This is a genomic window from Agromyces rhizosphaerae (assembly GCF_027925245.1).
In the GTDB taxonomy this organism is placed as follows: domain Bacteria; phylum Actinomycetota; class Actinomycetes; order Actinomycetales; family Microbacteriaceae; genus Agromyces; species Agromyces rhizosphaerae.
On the sequence record NZ_BSDP01000001.1, the window covers coordinates 72670 to 88687 of the forward strand.

Here is a 16018-nt window from a genome sequence, read left to right on the forward strand (position 1 = left end):
TTCACAGGCGCACGCAGCCGGCACGCTTGCGGGCGGCTGAACACTCGTTTAGCATGTTGAACATGCGTTCAGCGTCGGGCGACCTCACCACCGCGGCCCGCATCCGCGACCGTGCGATCGAGCTCTTCGGCTCGCGCGGATACGCCGCGACCAGCATCCGCGACATCGCCCGCGCCGCCGGCGTCAGCCCCGCGCTCGTGATCCACCACTTCGGGTCGAAGGACGAGTTGCGCGCCGCCTGCGACGACTACCTCATCGGTTCCGTCTTCGACGAGAAGGACCGCGCCCGCGGACCCCAGGTCGGCACCGCCATGCGCGAGTGGCTCGCCGACGTCGACCGCTTCCGGCCGTACGTCGACTACCTCGCGGCGATGCTGCAGGAGGGCGGGGACGCGGGCAACCAGGTGTTCGACGCGCTGCTGCACGAGACCAGGGAGATGATCGACGCGGGCGTCGCCGACGGGTCCATGCGCCCGAGCGACGACCCCGAGATGCGCGCGCTGCTGGTCGCGATGCAGGCCCTCGCCCCGCTGCTGCTGCGCGCCCAGCTCGCCCGCACGCTCGGCGCCGACGTGCACGAGACGGCGACCGCGCGCCGCATGACGCTGCCGATGCTCGACCTCTACACGAACGGCTTGTACGCCGACGACCGCATGCTCGCGGCCGCACGCGACGCGATGGCCGCCACCGCACCACCGACCACCGAGGAAGAAGGAGGGGCATGACGCCCACGACAACGGCCGCGATCGACTCGCGCGGCCTCACGAAGCACTACGGGTCGACCGTCGCGCTCGATCGCGTCGAGTTCGAGGTGCCCACCGGGCAGGTGTTCGGCGTGATCGGGCCGAACGGCGCGGGCAAGACCACGATGATGCGCCTGATGCTCGACATCATCCACCCCACCGCGGGCGAGGTGAGCGTGCTCGGCCAGGACCCGCGGCACAGCGGGCCGAAGCTCCGCAAGCGCATCGGCTTCCTGCCCGGCGAGCTGCACCTCGGCGGGCGCGGCAGCGGGCGCGACCTGCTGCGCCACTACGCGCGCATCTCGGGCGGCGTGCCGCCGGTGCGCATCGAGCAGCTCGCCGACCGGCTCGGCGTCGACCTCTCGCGCCCGGTGCGCAAGCTCTCCAAGGGCAACAAGCAGAAGGTCGGGCTGATCCAGGCGTTCATGCACGAGCCCGAGCTGCTGGTGCTCGACGAGCCCACGAGCGGCCTCGACCCGCTCGTGCAGCAGGAGTTCCTCACCATGGTGCGCGAGGCGAAGGCCGCCGGGCAGACCGTGTTCCTCAGCTCGCACGTGCTGAGCGAGGTGCAGCAGGCCGCCGACCAGGTCGCGATCCTCCGCGAGGGGCGCATCGCGACCGTCGCCACGGTGAAGCAGCTGCGCGAGAGTGCGGTCCGGCATGTCCGCGTGGTCGTCGCCGACGAGGACGCCGGTGCGCTCGCCGCGACGCTCAGCGCATCGCCGGGCATCTCCGCCATCGGCCAGTCGCAGCTGGGCCCGGCCGAGGGCGAGTCCGAGTTCACGGCGACGATCGACGCACACGTCGACGACTTCGTCAAGGCGCTCGCCCAGCACACGATCATCGACCTGGCGATCGAGGAGCCCGAACTCGAGGAGTCGGTGATGCGGTACTACGAGGCATCGGATGCCCCCGCAGCGACGACCGACGAGGAGGACGCCCGATGAACGGCACGCTCGCACTCTTCCGCCGCGTCTTCGCGGGCAGCTGGCGCGGCCTCATCGGCTGGATCGTCGGCATCAGCGGGGCCCTCCTGCTGTACCTGCCGCTCTACTCCTCGTTCGGGGCCAACGGCGAGATGGACGCCATCATCGACACGCTCCCCGACGCGCTCGTGAAGTCGATGGGCTACGACCAGCTCGGCACCGGCGCCGGATATGCGCAGGGCACCTTCTTCGGCTTGATCGGCTTCGCGCTGCTGACGATCGCGGCCGTCGGCTGGGGCACGTCGGCCATCGCCTCCGATGAGGAGAACGGCCAGCTCGAGCTGACGCTCGCGCACGCCGTGAGCCGTGGCCGTGTGCTCGTCGAGCGCACCGCGGCGATCGTGGCCAAGCTCGCGATCATCGGAGTGGTCGTGATCGGCCTCACCTGGGCCCTGAACGAACCGAGCGACCTCGGCATCGAGCCGTGGAACATCGTCGCCGGCACGGCGACCATGCTGGGCCTCGCGATGCTCTCCGCGGCCGCCTCGATCGGCGTCGGCGCCATGACCGGCAGCCGCACCTGGGCGATCGGCGCGGGCGCCGGCGTCGCCGTGGTCGGCTACGTGCTCCACGCGGTCGGCAACCAGAGCGAGGACCTCGAGTGGCTGCACAACTTCTCGCCGTACTCCTGGGCGTGGGACGTCAACCCGCTCGCCGAGGGACCCGACTGGACGGCGCTCGGACTGCTCTACGGCATCTCGCTGCTCCTGCTCATCGCCGGCTGGCTGGTGTTCCGGAAGCGCGACATCGCCACCTGATCACCGGACCCGCCTCGGTAGCGCGGCCCGTCGCTCAGCGGCGGGCCGCGCGCGCGAGCACGCGCTCGGCCTGGCGCAGCACGGGCGCGTCGATCATGCGCCCGTCGTGGGTGAACACGCCGTCACGACCGGATGCCGCGGCCAGCAGCTCGCGCGCCGCCGACAGCTCCTCGTCGGAGGGACGGTACGCCTCACGCACGACCGGCACCTGGGAGGGGTGGATGCACGCGGTCGCGGCGAATCCGCTCGCGGCCGCATCCGTCGCCTCGTCCCGCTGGCCGTCCGCGTCGGCGATGTCGAGGTGCACCGCGTCGATCGCGGCGATGTCGTGCGCGCCCGCGGCGACCAGCACGCTCGCACGGGCGAACCGCGCGACGTCGCGGTAGCCGCCGTCGGGCGTGCGGCTCGACGACCCGCCGAGCGAGCCGACGAGGTCCTCCGCACCCCACATGAGCGCGACCACGCACTCGACCGACGCCATCGCAGGCGCAGCCAGCACGCCGGCAGGCGTCTCGCAGAGCGCCACGACGCGCAGGTCGCGCAGCCGCACGAGGTCGGCGGTGCCGCTCGCCTTGGCGAGCATCACGGTGTGGAACCCGCCCGCCGCGACCGCGCGCAGGTCGTCCTCGAACGCGTCGCTGCCCGCGGGGTTGATGCGCACGATCGTGCGGTCGGGGTCGAGCCCCGAGTCCGCGACCGCCTCGCGCGCCGCGGCCTTCGCATCGGGAGCGACGGCGTCCTCGAGGTCGAGAATCACGGCGTCGGCGCGATCGGCCGCCTTCGCGTAGCGCTCGGGCCGGTCGGCCGGGCAGAACAGCAGCGCCGGACCCATCGTGAACGTCATGCGCCCGTCTCCTCCTCCGGCCGGCACTGTACGAGCACGCTCCGGCGAGCGCGGGCGACGACGTCGCCGTGCTGATTGCGACCCACGTGATCCAGTGTGACGATCCCCTGGCCCGGACGCGAGGCCGAGAGCCGCTTCTCGGCGACGGTCGTCTCGCTGTAGAGCGTGTCGCCGTGGAACAGCGGGGCGGGGAACGCGACCTCGGAGAACCCGAGGTTCGCGACGATCGTGCCCTGCGTGAGCTGCGAGACGGATGCCCCGACGAGCGTCGCGAGCGTGAACATCGAGTTCACCAGGCGCTGCCCGAACGGCTGCTCGGCCGACCACGCGGCGTCGAGGTGCAGCGCCTGCGGGTTCATCGTGAGGGTCGAGAACAGCACGTTGTCGGCCTCGGTCACGGTGCGCCCCGGGCGGTGCAGGTAGCGCACGCCCGGCTCGAACTCCTCGAACCAGAGGCCCCGCTGCACCACCTCGCGCGCGGGCGCCTCGGGCTGCGCCGGCCCAGGGGCATCCGTCTCGTTCATGCCGTTCCTCCCGCTACGCCGCCAGGCCGAGCTCCCGCGAGATGACCATGAGCTGCACCTCGGTCGTGCCCTCGCCGATCTCGAGGACCTTCGCGTCGCGGTAGTGGCGGGCCACGGCGTTCTCGTTCAGGAAGCCGTATCCGCCGAACACCTGGGTCGCCGCGCGCGCGTTCTCCATCGCCGCATCCCCCGCCACCATCTTCGCGATCGACGCCTCCATCTTGAAGGGCTTCCCGGCGACCATCTTGCGCGCCGCGTCGTGCCAGCACAACCGTGCCTGCTGCACGCGCGCCTGCATCTTGGCGATCGTGAAGGCGACGTGCTGGTGCGAGCCGATGTTGGTGCCGAACACGTTGCGCTCCTTCGCGTAGCGCACGGCCTCCTCGAGGCAGCCCTGCGCGGCGCCGGTCGCGAGCGCGGCGAACGCGATGCGGCCCTCGTCGAGCGACTGCAGGAAGTTCGCGTAGCCGCGGCCGCGCTCGCCCAGCAGGTTGCCCGCGGGCACGCGGACGCCGTCGAACGCGAGCGGGTGCGTGTCGCTCGTGTGCCAGCCGACCTTGTCGTAGCTCTCGCCGACGGTGAAGCCCGGGGTGCCGCTCGGCACGATGATGCTCGAGAGCTCCTTCTTCACGGTGCCGTCGGGGCGTTCCGTCTGGTTGGTGACGGCGGTCACCGTGACGAGGCTCGTAATCGGCGTGCCCGAGTTGGTGATGAACTGCTTCGAGCCGTCGATGACCCATTCGTCGCCGTCGAGGCGCGCGACCGTCTCGGTGGCGCCGGCGTCGGAGCCTGCGCGCGCCTCGGTGAGGCCGAAGCCGGCGAGCGCGCGGCCGGCGACGAGCTCGGGCAGCCACTGCTGCCGCTGCGCGTCGGTGCCGTAGCGGAAGATCGGCATGATGCCGAGCCCGACGCCCGCCTCGAGGGTCACGCCGATCGACTGGTCGACACGGCCGAGCGCCTCGACGGCCAGGCAGAGCTGCACGTAGTCCTTGCCGCGGCCGCCGACCTCCTCGGGGAAGGGCAGGCCGAACAGGCCGAGGTCGCCCATCTGGTGGATGATCTCGATCGGCAGGCGGCGCTCGGTGTCGTACTGGTACGCGGCGGGCGCGACGACGGTGTCGGCGAACTCCTTGACGGTCTCGTAGAGCTCGCGTTCCTCGGCGTTCAGCAGGGTGTCCATGATGCGTGTCCTCGTCATTCCTCGTGGGGGTGGGCCGCGACGGCCTGATGGGCCGCGGTCGCGGGGGTCTGTGGTTCGGGCGCGATGGGGGCGGATGCCGCCGAGGGCGGCGTCTCGGCGGTCGCCGGCGCGTCGGCCGGCTCGACGTGGGCGACGACTTGGTCGCGCCGCACCTGGTCGCCGACGGCGACCGCGAGCCGCACGACGCCCGCGATCGGCGCGCGCACGCGGTGCTCCATCTTCATGGCCTCGACGCTCAGCACGTCGGCGCCGGCCTCGACGTGGTCGCCGTCGGCGACCGCGACGGCCGAGACGGCGCCGGGCATCGGGGCGCGCAGCTCCGGCGCCGCATCCGCTCCCCCGCGCTCGACCGCGGCGAGCGCCGCCGCGAGCCGCTCCGCTCGCCCGACGTGGCGCAGCTCGGTCGCGCGCCCGTCGGCGTGCACCCAGATGGTGCCGTCGCCGCCCGCGACCGCGATCGCGCCGCCGTCGCCGCTCCCCTCCGCGTCGACCGAGTACGCAGAATGCGGAAACGCGCGCACGATTCCCGCATTTTGCGTACTCGGTGGCGCGGCCGGGATGGACGATGCGTCGACGGAGTACGCAGAATGCGGAAACGCCGCCGCGATTCGCGCAGTTTGCGTACTCGGTCGCGCGGACGAGTCGAGGGCGGGGGTGACGGGGGCGGGCACGTCGTGGGTCGCGCCGTCGTGGGTGAAGGTCAGCGTGCGGCGGCGGTCGGCGCCGACGCGCCAGCCGGAGCCGGACGACCACAGGGGCGACGCGAAGCCGCGGGCGACGGCGGCATCGCGGGAGTCCGCGTCGCGCGCGGCGACGAGGCGGGCGGCGGCTTCGAGGGCGGCCGGCGAGGGCGTGACGGGCTCGGCCTCGGGCATCCGATCGATGAGGCCGGTGTCGAGGTGGCCGGCGCGCACGGCGTCGTCGGCGAGCAGGCGGCGCAGGAACGCGATGTTCGTGTCGACGCCGAGCACGACGGTGTCGGCGAGCGCCCGGTCGAGCCGGTCGAGCGCCTCGGCGCGGTCGGCGCCGTGGGCGATCACCTTCGCGAGCATGGGGTCGTAGTGGGCGGTGACGACGGATGCCTCGTCGATGCCGCTGTCGACGCGCACGCCCGGGCCGGACGGCGCCCGGTACGCGAGCACGTCACCCGTCGACGGGAGGAACCCGCGCTCGGGCGACTCGGCGTAGACGCGCGCCTCGATCGCGTGGCCGTCGAACGCGATGTCGTCCTGCGCGAGGGCGAGCGGCTCGCCCGCGGGGATCCGCAGCTGCTGCTCGACCAGGTCGACGCCGGTCACGAGCTCGGTCACTGGGTGCTCGACCTGCAGCCGGGTGTTCATCTCGATGAAGAAGAACTCGTCGGGCGCGGCATCCGACACCAGGAACTCCACCGTGCCCGCCCCGACATAGTCGACCGATCGCGCGGCCGCGCAGGCCGCATCTCCCAGCCTGCGGCGGGTGTCGGCGTCGACCACCGGCGACGGCGCCTCCTCGATGACTTTCTGGTGGCGGCGCTGCAGCGAGCACTCGCGCTCGCCCAGGTGGATGACGTTGCCGTGGCGGTCGGCGAGCACCTGCACCTCGATGTGCCGGGGCCGCTCGAGGTAGCGCTCGAGCAGCAGCGCGTCGTCGCCGAACGCGGCCCGGGCGACGCGGCGCACGCCGGGCAGTTCGGCGCGCAGCTCGTCGACCGAGCGCACGACCTGCATGCCCTTGCCGCCGCCGCCCGCCGACGGCTTCACGAGCAGCGGGAACCCGACCTCGGGCGCGGCCGCGACGAGCGCGTCGTCGTCGAGCCCGGGCTCGGCGACGCCCGGCACCACCGGCACCCCCGAGGCCTCCACGTGCCGCTTCGCACGGATCTTGTCGCCCATCACCTCGAGCGCGCGCTCCCCCGGCCCGACGAACACGATGCCGGCGTCCGCGCACGCGCGCGCCAGGCCCGCATGCTCCGAGAGGAATCCGTAGCCCGGGTGCACGGCCTGGGCACCCGACGCGAGCGCGGCCTCGACGATGCGCTCGGGCACGAGGTAGCTCTCGGATGCGGCGGCGGGGCCGATGCGCACGGCGTCATCGGCCGCGCGCACGTGCAGCGCCGTGGCATCCGCATCGCTGTAGACGGCGACCGAGCGGATGCCGAGGCGGCGGAGCGTGCGGATGACGCGCACGGCGATCTCGCCGCGGTTGGCGACGAGCACGGTGTGGAAGGGAGCTGCGGTCATGCCGATCACATCCGGAACAGGCCGAAGCCGGGGTCGGGCAGCGGGGTGCGGCTGCAGACGTCGAGGGCGAGGCCGAGCACGGTGCGGGTGTCGCGCGGGTCGATGACGCCGTCATCCCAGAGCCGTGCGCTGGCGTAGTACGGGCTGCCCTGCGTCTCGTAGCGCTCGCGCACCGGCGCGCGGAAGGCCGCCTCGTCGGCGTCGGACCACTGCTCGCCGCGCGCCTCGAGCTGGTCGCGCTTGACCGTCGCGAGCACGGATGCCGCCTGCTCGCCGCCCATCACCGAGATGCGCGCGTTCGGCCACATCCAGAGGAACCGGGGCGAGTACGCGCGCCCGCACATCGAGTAGTTGCCGGCGCCGAACGACCCGCCGATCACGACCGTGAGCTTCGGCACCCGGGTCGTCGCGACGGCGGTGACCATCTTCGCGCCGTGCTTGGCGATGCCGCCGGCCTCGGCGTCGGTGCCGACCATGAACCCGGAGATGTTCTGCAGGAACACCAGCGGGATGCCGCGCTGGTCGCAGAGCTCGATGAAGTGCGCGCCCTTCATGGCCGATTCGCTGAACAGCACGCCGTTGTTCGCGACGATGCCGACCGGGTGGCCGTGGATACGCGCGAACCCGGTGACGAGCGTGTCACCGTACTCGCGCTTGAACTCGTGGAGGTCGCTGTCGTCGACCAGGCGCGCGATCACCTCGCGCACGTCGTAGGGCTGCTGCACGTCGACGGGCACGGCGGCCGTGAGCTCGGCCTCGTCGAGGGCGGGCGGATGCGACGGGGCGATGCCCCACGCCGGAGCGGCCGGCGGCGGCACGGTCGCGACGATGTCGCGCACGATCTGCAGGGCGTGCTCGTCGTTCTCGGCGAGGTGGTCGGCGACTCCCGAGGTGCCGGCATGCAGTTCGCCGCCGCCGAGCTCCTCGGCCGTGACGACCTCCCCGATCGCGGCCTTCACGAGCGGCGGGCCGCCGAGGAAGATCGTGCCCTGGTTCCGCACGATCACGGTCTCGTCGCTCATCGCCGGCACGTACGCGCCACCCGCGGTGCACGAGCCGAGCACGGCGGCGATCTGCGGGATGCCCGCTGCCGACATGCGCGCCTGGTTGTGGAAGATGCGCCCGAAGTGGTCGCGGTCGGGGAAGACCTCGTCCTGCATCGGCAGGAACGCGCCGCCCGAGTCGACCAGGTAGATGCAGGGCAGCCGGTTCTCGAGGGCGATCTCCTGCGCTCGCAGGTGCTTCTTCACGGTCATCGGAAAGTACGTGCCGCCCTTGACCGTCGGGTCGTTGCAGACGACCATCACGTGCCGCCCGTGCACGAGGCCGATGCCCGCGATGACACCGGCCGCGGGCGTGTCGTCGTCGTAGAGTCCGTCGGCGGCGAGCGGCGCGACCTCGAGGAACGGGCTGCCCTCGTCGAGCAGGTGGTCGACGCGGTCGCGCGGCAGGAGCTTGCCGCGGGCGACGTGGCGGTCGCGGGATGCGTCGGGGCCGCCGCGCGCGGCCCGCTCGAGCCGGGCTCGCAGGTCGTCGGCGAGCTCGGCGTGCGCGTGGGCTCGGGCCTGCGCCTGGTCGGATGCCGCGTCGAGCGTGCTCGTCAGGGTGGCCATGCCCGCCTCTCCATCGATGGCGGCGCGCGATCGCGCGCATTTCAGTTAGTGATCACTCACTGGAATTCAGGTTAGCGATCGTTAACTGAAGTGGCAAGTCGAGCGGCAGGGCGGGCAACGGATACACCGGGCGGCCGCACCGGGACAGTCAGGTGCGCCGCGCCTCCAACGCCGCACCGAGCGCATCCACGCCGAACCGCCACGCCTCCTCGACGTCGCCGCCGAGCCGGAACGCGCCGGCGCGCTGCATGCCCACGAACCCCGTCATCCAGGCGGTGATCGTGCGGGCGGCGGCGAGTTCATGATCGGGCCCGGCAAGCCGGCGCCCGAGTGCGAGCACCGCCGTACTGGCACTCGCGAGTACCTCGGGACGCGGGCGGGCGGCCTCCGGCAGTGCCCCGAAGAGCAGGCCGAACGCGACCGGGACCTCCGCAGCGTAGGCGCGAGTCGCGTCGGCCACTGCCGCAAGGGCGCCACGCGCGTCGGCCGGAGCACCCGCGAGCGCGCGGTCGAGCCGATCGCCGAGCTCGAGCGCCGTGGCCTCGAGCGCGAGCCGCAGCAGGTCGTCGCGACTCGCGACCCGCTTGTACAGCGACGGCGCCTTCACGCCGACCGCCGCAGCGACCGCCTGCATGGAGAGCCCGTCGGCCCCGCGCTGCTCGAGGATGCGGCGGGCCTCAGCGACGACCTGCTCGGTGGACGTGCGCTCGGGAGTGGGCACGACGCCTCCTTCGCTCGATGGCTATTGACAGTAGCCATCATAGCTAATTATCGTAGCCTTCATGAGACTCGCCAAGAACCTGCACCGCGTCGGCAACGACATCGTCGCGTCGTACCTCGTCGCCGACGGGCACGGCGTCACGATGATCGACACCGGCCTCGCCGGCCAGTGGGACGACCTGCTCGCCGAACTCGACGCCATGGGTCGCTCGATCGACGACCTGCGGGGCGTCGTGCTCACCCACGGCGACTCCGACCACATCGGCATGGCCGAGCGCCTGCGACGCGACCACGGCGTACCCATCCACGTGCACGAGGCGGATGCCGCGCGCGCACGCGGTACCGAGAAGCCGCCGTCCGTCTCCTGGGGTCGCATGCGCGTCGGGCCGGCCGCACGCTTCCTCGGCTACGCCATGACCCACGGCGGCCTGAAGACCGCCTACCCGGCCGAGGTGACGACCGTGACAGATGGCCAGGTGCTCGACCTGCCGGGCGCACCACGCGTGATCGGCACGCCGGGCCACTCCCCCGGCAGCATCGCGGTGCACCTGCCGACCGTCGGCGCGGTCTGCGTGGGTGACGCGCTCACCACGCGGCACGTGCTGACGGGCGCGACCGGGCCCGCGCCGGCCCCGTTCACCGACGACCCGACTCTCGCGCTCGACTCGCTCGACGCGATCGCCGCAACCGGCGCCGAGTGGGTGCTGCCGGGCCACGGCGCACCCTGGCACGGCGACGCGGCCGACGCCGTCGCCCGCGTGCGCGCAGCCGCCGTCGCGGCGTGACCGCGGGGCATCCGCTTGTCTCGCCCGCCCCTCTCGGTTAGTGTGCATTAACCGAGAGGGACCCATGACCGAGACGCTCACCGACCGCGACCGCGCGAAGGCCGACCGGCGCGACGCGCTGCTCGAGGCCGCCGCGCACCTGTTCGCCGAGCGCGGCTACGCCGGCGTGACCCTCGAGGACCTCGGCGCAGCCGTCGGCGTGCGCGGCCCGGCGGTGTACCGCCACTTCCCCGGCAAGGCGGCCGTGCTCGCCGCGGTGCTGCGCGACGCGAGCGCGGGACTGCTCGAGGGCGGGCGCGCCACCGTCGCGCGGGCGGCCGACGAGGCATCCGCCCTGCACGACCTCATCAGCTTCCACGTGGACTTCGCGCTCGCCAACGCCGACGTGATCCGCGTGCAGGATCGCGAGCTCGCGAGCCTGCCCGACGCCGACGCCCACGAGGTCAGGCGGCTGCAGCGCGAGTACGTCGAACTGTGGGTGGGCGTGCTCGCCCGCCTGAGGCCCGACCGGGCCGAACCCGAGTTGCGCATCCGGGCCCACGCGGCCTTCGGACTCATCAACTCGACCCCGCACAGCGCCCGAGCACATGGGCGGCGACCGGCGGACGACGTGGTCCGCCGCATCCTGGAGGACATGGCATGGAGCAGCCTCGCGTCGTGAGCCTGCGCGCGATCCGCGCACGCGACCTCGACGAACTCCCGCGACTCGAACCCGACCCGGCCGACGGTGCCGAGGCGACGGATGCCCGCTGGCGGCGCCTGCTCGCCGAGCCCGGCGTCGACGCGCGACTCGTGCGCGCCGACGGTGAACCCGTGGGCACGGTCGTGCGGCACGCCGGGCCGGCCGGGTCGGAGATCACGTGCCGCATCCACCCCGACCAGCAGGGACGCGGCATCGGCACCCGCGCGGTGCGGCTCTTCCTCGACACCCAGCCGCGGCCCGTGCACGCGCGCACCGCGACCGACGACCACGCCTCGATCGCGGTGCTCGAGCACACCGGATTCACGCCCGTCGCCGACGACGCGGACGGCATCGTCTTCCGCCTCGACTGAGGCGGGCGCCGCCCCTAGAGCTCGTCGCCGCGCTGCTCGAGCGCGAGTTCGTGGATGCGCTGCGCGAGCTCGACGTCGCGGCTCGTCACACCGCCGACGTCGTGCGAGCTCAGCGTGAAGGCGACCCGGCCCCAGCCGAGCTCGACGTCGGGATGGTGGTCCTGCGCGTCGGCGACGACCGCGACGGCGTCGAGCAGCCGCACCGCGCTCGCGAAGTCGGGGGTCGTGTACTCGGCGCGCAGCGCGCCCGGGCCGTGCGTGAACGCGGTCCCGGCGAGGGGGCCCTCGGTGTCGGCGGGCGAGAGGATGCGACGATCGCTCATGACCTCACCGTGCCATGCTCGCGCCGATCCGTCCATGCCCCGCCCGCCGCACCGGTGCCCATCACATCGTCAGCGCCCGCCCGGGCTGCCGCAGGATCGCGCCGACGTCGGCCAGGAACCTCGACGCCTGCGCGCCGTCGACGAGCCGGTGGTCGAACGACAGGCTGAGCGTCATCACGTCCCGCAGCGCCACTTCGCCACGGTGCTCCCACGGCATGCGGCGCACCGCCCCGGTCGCGAGGATCGCTGCCTCGCCCGGGTTCAGGATGGGCGTGCCCGCGTCGATGCCGAAGACGCCGATGTTCGTGATCGACATCGTGCCGCCCGTCAGGTCGGCGGGCGGCGTCCTGCCGTCGCGCGCCGTGGCGGCGAGGTCGCCGATCGCATCGGCCAGCTCGAGCAGCGACATGCCCTCGGCGTCGCGCACGTTCGGCACGAGCAGCCCGCGCTCGGTCGCGACCGCGATGCCGAGGTTCACGTAGTGGTGCTGCACGATCTCGTGCGCCTCGTCGTCCCACCGCGAGTTCAGCTCGGGCGTGCGCGCGAGCGCGATGCACGTCGCCTTCGCAGCCATCGCGAGCATGGTGACCCGGTGCCCCGCGGTCGCGCGGTCGTCGCGCAGCTCGTCGAGCAGCTCGGTCGACGCGGTGACGTCCACGGTCAGGAACTCGGTCGCGTGCGGCGCGGTGAAGGCGCTGCGCACCATCGCCTCGGCCGTGTGCTTGCGCACCCCGCGCACCGGCGTGCGCGTCACACGGTCGTCTGCGGGCGCCGAGGCACCGCTCGGCGCGGCCGGTGCAGGGCGAGCGGATGCCGCCTGCTCGACGTCGGCCCGGGTGATCAGCCCACGCTCCCCGGACCCGTCGAGCGCCTCGAGGTCCACGCCGAGGTCGTGCGCGAGCTTGCGCACCGGCGGCGTGGACCGGGGCCGCTCTGCGGGTCGCGGGCGCTCCAGCGTCGTGGTCGACGCGGCCGCGGCGGTCGGCTCGGCAGCCGACGCAGCCGGCACGCTCGGCACCCTCCGCGCCTTCCGCTTCGGATGGGACGCGTCCGCGGCGGCCCCGTACCCGACCAGGTTCGGCTCGCGCTTCGCGGGAGCCTCGGGTGCGGGTGCCTCGGGTTCCGCCGCGGACGCTGCTTCGGCGGCCTGCTCGTCGTCGGAGGCGGCCGGCTCCGGGGCATCCGACCCGCCGACCCGGAAGGTCATCAGGCTCGCGCCGACCTCGACGGTCTGGCCGGGCTCCGCGTGCAGCGCGGTCACCACGCCGGCGACTGGCGACGGCAGCTCGACGACAGCCTTCGCCGTCTCGACGTCGGCGACGATCTGGTTGAGCTCGACGGTGTCGCCCACGGCGACGCGCCAGTCGATCAGCTCGGACTCGGTCAGGCCCTCCCCGAGGTCGGGCAGGGCGAAATCACGTTCGGCGCTCATCCCTCGACCCCCGTCAGCGAGTTGGGCCGGCCGAGCACGCGATCGACCCCGTCGAGGATGCGGTCGAGGTCGGGCAGGTGGTGCTGCTCGAGCTTCGCCGGCGGGTACGGCACGTCGTGCCCGGTGATGCGCACCGGGGCGGCCTCGAGGAACTCGAAGCAGCGCTCGGTGATGCTGGCCGCGATCTCGGCGCCCACGCCGCCCTGCTGGCCGGCCTCGTGCGTGATGACGAGGCGCCCGGTGCGGCGCACCGACTGCTCGACGGTCGGGTAGTCGACCGGCGACAGCGAGCGCAGGTCGATGACCTCGATCGAGACGCCGTCGTCGGCCGCGGCGGCCGCGGCGTCGCGCGCGACCTGCACGAGCGCACCGTAGGTGACGAGGGTCACGTCGCCGCCGCGCTGGGCGACGGTCGCCACGCCCATGGGCGGTGCGTCGGCGAGGTCGGCGTCGACGTTCACGTCGCCCTTGGCGTGGTACCGGCGCTTGGGCTCGAAGAACAGCACCGGGTCGTCGCTCGCGATCGCCTGGCGCACCATCGTGTACGCGTCCTGAGGGTTCGAGCACGCCACGACGCGCAGGCCCGAGGTGTGCGTGAAGTACGCCTCGGGCGACTCGGAGTGGTGCTCGACCGCGCCGATGCCGCCGCCGAACGGGACGCGGATCGTCAGGGGCATCCGCACCCTGCCCTGCGTGCGCGCGTGCAGCTTCGCGACCTGCGCGACGATCTGGTCGAAGCCCGGGTAGATGAACCCGTCGAACTGGATCTCGCAGACCGGGCGGAACCCGCGGTACGCGAGGCCGACGGCGGTGCCGATGATGCCCGCCTCCGAGAGCGGGGTGTCGACCACGCGGGCCTCGCCGAAGTCGCGCTGCAGCCCGTCGGTGACGCGGAAGACGCCGCCGAGCGTGCCGATGTCCTCGCCGAGGAGCACGACGCGGTCGTCATCCTCGAGCGCGCGGCGGAGGCCGGCGTTCAGGGCCTGGCCCAGGGTGAGCGTGCTCATGCGCGGGCCCCCTCTCCCCCTGGGCCGGGTTCGTCGAACATCGCGAGGTAGCGCGCGTAGTGGTCGCGCTGGCGCTGGACGTGGCTGTTCGGCTCGGCGTACACGTGGTCGAAGATCGACAGCGGCTCGGGGTCGGGCAGGCTCACGCAGGCGGCTCGCACGGCAGCGGCGGCCGCGTCGGCCTCGCGGGCGAGGTCGGATGCCCCGTCGTCGTCGAGCGCCCCGCGGGAGCGCAGCAGCGCCTCGAGCCGGGCGATCGGGTCGCGCCCGCGCCAGGACTCGAGCTCCTCGTCGGTGCGGTATCGCTTCGGGTCGTCGGCCGTGGTGTGCGGTCCCATGCGATAGGTGACGGCCTCGATGTAGGTCGGGCCGCCGCCGGTGCGGGCGCGCTCGAGCGCGATGCGGGTCGCGGCCATGACGGCGAGCACGTCGTTGCCGTCGACGCGCATCCACGGGATGCCGAAGCCGGCGGCGCGCTGCGCGAGGTGCTGGGTCGACTGGAGGCCGACCGGCTCGGAGATCGCCCACTGGTTGTTCTGGCAGAAGAACACGACGGGCGCCTTGTAGGTCGCGGCGAACACGAGGGCCTCGCTCGCGTCGCCCTCGCTCGTGGCGCCGTCGCCGAAGTACGCGATCGCGGCCTGGTCGGTGCCGTCGCGCTGGATGCCCATGGCGTAGCCCACGGCGTGCAGCGTCTGCGCCGCGATGATGATCTGCGGGGTCGCCATGCCCAGCTCGTACGGGTCCCAGCCCGATCCGGCGACGCCGCGCCAGACCTTCAGCAGGTCCTCCGGGCGCAGTCCCCGGCACCACGCGACGGCGTGCTCGCGGTACGACGAGAACACGAAGTCGTCGTCCCGGAGCGCGTGCGCCGACCCGACCTGCGCGGCCTCCTGTCCGGCGAGCGGCGGCCACAGGCCGATCTCCCCCTGTCGCTGCAGCGCGGTCGCCTCGGCGTCGACGCGGTGGATCACGACCATGTCGCGGTAGAGCGCAAGCAGTGCGGCGTCGTCGAGGTCGGCGATCCACTGGTCGTACCCGGGAGCGGTCACGCGGGTGCCGTCGGGGTCCAGGAGCTGCACGAACTCGGATGCCGCCTGGGCGGGCCGGTCGGTTCGGAGATGCGCGTCGGTGTCGCGCCCGTCGGAAAGGGTCATCGTCGATCCCATCGTCTCGTTCGCCGGAGAACGCCTCGTGAGCGTTCCGGCGTGCCCGGCGGCTCTGCCGGGACCTGCTTCGAGGGTAGGTCGATCAGTCACTCGGCTCAAGCATTGACGGTTGTGTTGAGCATGTTGCACGGTTCTGGGACGAAAATGCGTGCTATCGTCCCGCACTATGGGACGTCTGGACGCCGTCGACCGGCAGCTCCTGACCGCGCTCGCCGCCGATCCGCGGGCGACGGTCGTCGCCCTCGCCGAGCGTCTCGGCATGTCGCGCAACACCGTGCAGGCGCGCATGGCCCGCCTCGAGCGCGAGGGCGCGTTCCTGTCGTTCGACCGCGCGATCGACCCGGAGCCGCTCGGCTACCCGCTCGAGGCGTTCATCGCCGTGCACGTGCGGCAGAAACGGCTCGCCGAGGTGGTCGACGCGATCGCGGGGATCCCCGAGGTCGTGCAGGCGCACGGGCTGAGCGGCGCCGTCGACCTGCTCGTGCGGGTGGTCTGCCGCGACGCGCACGACCTCTTCCGCATCGACGGCCTCATCCTCGCGATAGACGGCGTCGAGCGCACCGAGACCTCGCTCGCCATGGGCGAGCTCATCCCCTACCGCCTCGGCCCGCTGCTCGACCGCGCCGACTGACGGCGGA

General features: G+C 73.0%; 17 protein-coding genes. 7 read left to right on the plus strand and 10 right to left on the minus strand.

All coding sequences use genetic code 11. The annotated features are described in order from the left end of the window. The first annotated feature begins 62 nt into the window (after window positions 1-62). Genes QMG39_RS00355 through QMG39_RS00365 form a run of 3 tightly spaced genes read left to right on the plus strand, consistent with a single transcriptional unit; the run spans window position 63 to window position 2487 of the window. Window positions 63-725, plus strand: coding sequence for a TetR/AcrR family transcriptional regulator (locus QMG39_RS00355; protein WP_281881807.1), 663 nt, complete (start codon window positions 63-65; stop codon window positions 723-725). After that, window positions 722-1690: an ABC transporter ATP-binding protein gene (locus QMG39_RS00360; RefSeq protein WP_281881809.1), complete on the plus strand. Its 969-nt coding sequence runs from the start codon at window positions 722-724 to the stop codon at window positions 1688-1690. The genes QMG39_RS00355 and QMG39_RS00360 overlap by 4 nt, the downstream gene beginning before the upstream one ends. After that, entirely contained in the window at window positions 1687-2487 is an 801-nt protein-coding gene (locus tag QMG39_RS00365; RefSeq protein WP_281881810.1) for an ABC transporter permease subunit, read from the plus strand. Before QMG39_RS00360 ends, QMG39_RS00365 begins: the two co-directional genes overlap by 4 nt. Window positions 2488-2521: 34 nt before the next feature. Here QMG39_RS00365 and QMG39_RS00370 read toward each other — a convergent pair whose 3' ends face one another. From QMG39_RS00370 to QMG39_RS00395, 6 genes are all read right to left on the minus strand, one after another. Next, entirely contained in the window at window positions 2522-3331 is an 810-nt protein-coding gene (locus tag QMG39_RS00370; RefSeq protein ID WP_281881812.1) for an HpcH/HpaI aldolase/citrate lyase family protein, read from the minus strand. Further along, window positions 3328-3855, minus strand: a complete 528-nt coding sequence (locus QMG39_RS00375) for a MaoC family dehydratase (RefSeq protein ID WP_281881813.1) — start codon at window positions 3853-3855, stop codon at window positions 3328-3330. Before QMG39_RS00375 ends, QMG39_RS00370 begins: the two co-directional genes overlap by 4 nt. Before the next feature lie 13 nt (window positions 3856-3868). Further along, entirely contained in the window at window positions 3869-5035 is a 1167-nt protein-coding gene (locus QMG39_RS00380) for an acyl-CoA dehydrogenase family protein (RefSeq protein WP_281881814.1), read from the minus strand. 14 nt (window positions 5036-5049) lie between these two features. Then, window positions 5050-7278 (minus strand): ATP-binding protein, encoded by a 2229-nt coding sequence (locus tag QMG39_RS00385; RefSeq protein WP_281881815.1) that lies wholly within the window; start codon window positions 7276-7278, stop codon window positions 5050-5052. Between the two features lie 5 nt (window positions 7279-7283). After that, window positions 7284-8891, minus strand: coding sequence for a carboxyl transferase domain-containing protein (locus QMG39_RS00390; RefSeq protein WP_281881817.1), 1608 nt, complete (start codon window positions 8889-8891; stop codon window positions 7284-7286). A gap of 148 nt (window positions 8892-9039) precedes the next feature. Beyond that, window positions 9040-9612, minus strand: a complete 573-nt coding sequence (locus QMG39_RS00395) for a TetR/AcrR family transcriptional regulator (protein ID WP_281881819.1) — start codon at window positions 9610-9612, stop codon at window positions 9040-9042. A 61-nt stretch (window positions 9613-9673) separates the two neighbouring features. Here QMG39_RS00395 and QMG39_RS00400 point away from each other — a divergent pair, with 61 nt between their 5' ends. The 3 genes from QMG39_RS00400 (at window position 9674) to QMG39_RS00410 (ending at window position 11449) form a co-directional block, all read left to right on the plus strand. After that, a complete protein-coding gene (locus QMG39_RS00400) occupies window positions 9674-10396 on the plus strand; it encodes an MBL fold metallo-hydrolase (protein ID WP_281881820.1) in 723 nt (240 codons plus the stop codon). A 64-nt stretch (window positions 10397-10460) separates the two neighbouring features. Then, window positions 10461-11057, plus strand: a complete 597-nt coding sequence (locus QMG39_RS00405; protein ID WP_281881822.1) for an SACE_7040 family transcriptional regulator — start codon at window positions 10461-10463, stop codon at window positions 11055-11057. After that, a complete protein-coding gene (locus tag QMG39_RS00410; RefSeq protein WP_281881824.1) occupies window positions 11036-11449 on the plus strand; it encodes a GNAT family N-acetyltransferase in 414 nt (137 codons plus the stop codon). The genes QMG39_RS00405 and QMG39_RS00410 overlap by 22 nt, the downstream gene beginning before the upstream one ends. Window positions 11450-11463: 14 nt before the next feature. Here QMG39_RS00410 and QMG39_RS00415 read toward each other — a convergent pair whose 3' ends face one another. The 4 genes from QMG39_RS00415 to pdhA all read right to left on the minus strand — a co-directional run bounded on the left by QMG39_RS00415 (window position 11464) and on the right by pdhA (window position 15368). Then, on the minus strand, window positions 11464-11772 hold the full coding sequence (locus QMG39_RS00415) for a 4a-hydroxytetrahydrobiopterin dehydratase (protein WP_281881825.1): 309 nt from the start codon (window positions 11770-11772) through the stop codon (window positions 11464-11466). Window positions 11773-11833: 61 nt separating this feature from the next. Beyond that, window positions 11834-13204 carry a dihydrolipoamide acetyltransferase family protein gene (locus QMG39_RS00420; protein ID WP_281881826.1) on the minus strand — a complete coding sequence of 457 codons (1371 nt, stop codon included), beginning with the start codon at window positions 13202-13204 and terminating at the stop codon, window positions 11834-11836. Beyond that, window positions 13201-14211 carry an alpha-ketoacid dehydrogenase subunit beta gene (locus tag QMG39_RS00425; protein WP_281881827.1) on the minus strand — a complete coding sequence of 337 codons (1011 nt, stop codon included), beginning with the start codon at window positions 14209-14211 and terminating at the stop codon, window positions 13201-13203. The genes QMG39_RS00420 and QMG39_RS00425 overlap by 4 nt, the downstream gene beginning before the upstream one ends. After that, entirely contained in the window at window positions 14208-15368 is a 1161-nt protein-coding gene (pdhA, locus tag QMG39_RS00430) for a pyruvate dehydrogenase (acetyl-transferring) E1 component subunit alpha (protein WP_281881829.1), read from the minus strand. The genes QMG39_RS00425 and pdhA overlap by 4 nt, the downstream gene beginning before the upstream one ends. 178 nt (window positions 15369-15546) lie before the next feature. Between pdhA and QMG39_RS00435 the strand changes: the two genes are divergently transcribed. After that, window positions 15547-16011 carry an Lrp/AsnC family transcriptional regulator gene (locus QMG39_RS00435; RefSeq protein ID WP_281881831.1) on the plus strand — a complete coding sequence of 155 codons (465 nt, stop codon included), beginning with the start codon at window positions 15547-15549 and terminating at the stop codon, window positions 16009-16011. Window positions 16012-16018: the final 7 nt, after the last annotated feature.